This is a genomic window from Streptomyces cinereospinus, from assembly GCF_042430725.1.
Taxonomy (GTDB): domain Bacteria; phylum Actinomycetota; class Actinomycetes; order Streptomycetales; family Streptomycetaceae; genus Streptomyces; species Streptomyces cinereospinus.
In genome coordinates this window covers 1-1088 of record NZ_JBHMCY010000192.1, presented here as the reverse complement: position 1 = coordinate 1088, position 1088 = coordinate 1, and the positions used below count along the sequence as shown (strand labels likewise).

At 72.8% G+C, this 1088-nt stretch carries 1 protein-coding gene; it reads left to right on the top strand.

Annotated elements, in window-relative coordinates:
- On the top strand, positions 1-1088 hold a 1088-nt coding region (locus tag ACFF45_RS35445; protein WP_381351160.1), incomplete at both ends, for a DUF3500 domain-containing protein.

Below are 1088 nucleotides of genomic sequence, written 5' to 3'. Positions count from 1 at the left end.
CAGGAGCACCGGCCGCGGGCGGGCGGGACCTTCGACGCGACAGCGATCACGTTCGCGGCGATGGGCCTGTTCGACGGCCTGGACGCCGATCAGCGCGCCAGGGTACTGCTGCCGCACGAGGACCCGGGCCGCACGCACTGGAACTTCCTGCCCGAGTCCGGCCGGCACGGACTGCCGCTCGGCGACCTCGACCGCCGCCAGGAGGTGCTGGCGCACCGGCTGATCGCCGAGTCGATGTCGATCCCGGCCTACGCCCGCGTGGTACAGGTCATGGCCAACGAGCACGTGCTCCGCGAGCTGAACCTGCCCCTGTTCGGCCACGTCGCGGCCACCCTGCGCGACGCCCGGGGCTACTTCCTCACCTTCTTCGGCCAGCCGCAGCCGGACACCACCTGGGGCTGGCGGCTGGTCGGCCACCACCTGTCGGTCAACGTCACCGTCGTCGACGGGGACCTGGTCAGCGCCACCCCGTTCCTGCTCGGCGCCGAACCCGCCCGGTTCGGCCCCTTCCGCATCCTGGGCGAGGAGGAGGACTGCGCCTTCGTCCTGCTGGACAGCCTCACCGCCGCCCAGCAGCGGCAGGCCGTCATCCACTCCAGGCCGCCGGCGGACTTCGTCACGCGGACCGTCCCGGCCGTCGGAGAGGTCGAGTACCCGGCCTACCACGGCGTCGGCCGCCGCGACGCGATGATCACCGACGAGGACCGCAAGGCCCTGGCCTACTTCCGCGCCCACCCCCGCGGCATCCGGGCCGGCGACCTCTCGGCCACCCAGCGCGGACACTTCGACGACCTGCTCGCCCGGTTCGTCGAGCGGGCCCGACCGGGCCTGGCCGGCTTCGAGATGGACCGCATCGCGGCCGCCGGCGGCGTCGAGAACCTGCACTTCGCCTGGGCCGGCGGCACCACCGTCGACCAGCCGCACTACTTCCGCGTCCAGGGCCCGGTCACCCTCGTCGAGTTCGACAACGCCGAGGACGACGCCAACCACGTGCACAGCGTCTGGCGCGACCCGTCCAACGACTTCGGCGCCGACCTGCTCATCCAGCACCACCTCGAACACGACCACACCGGCTCGTCCGGCGCGGA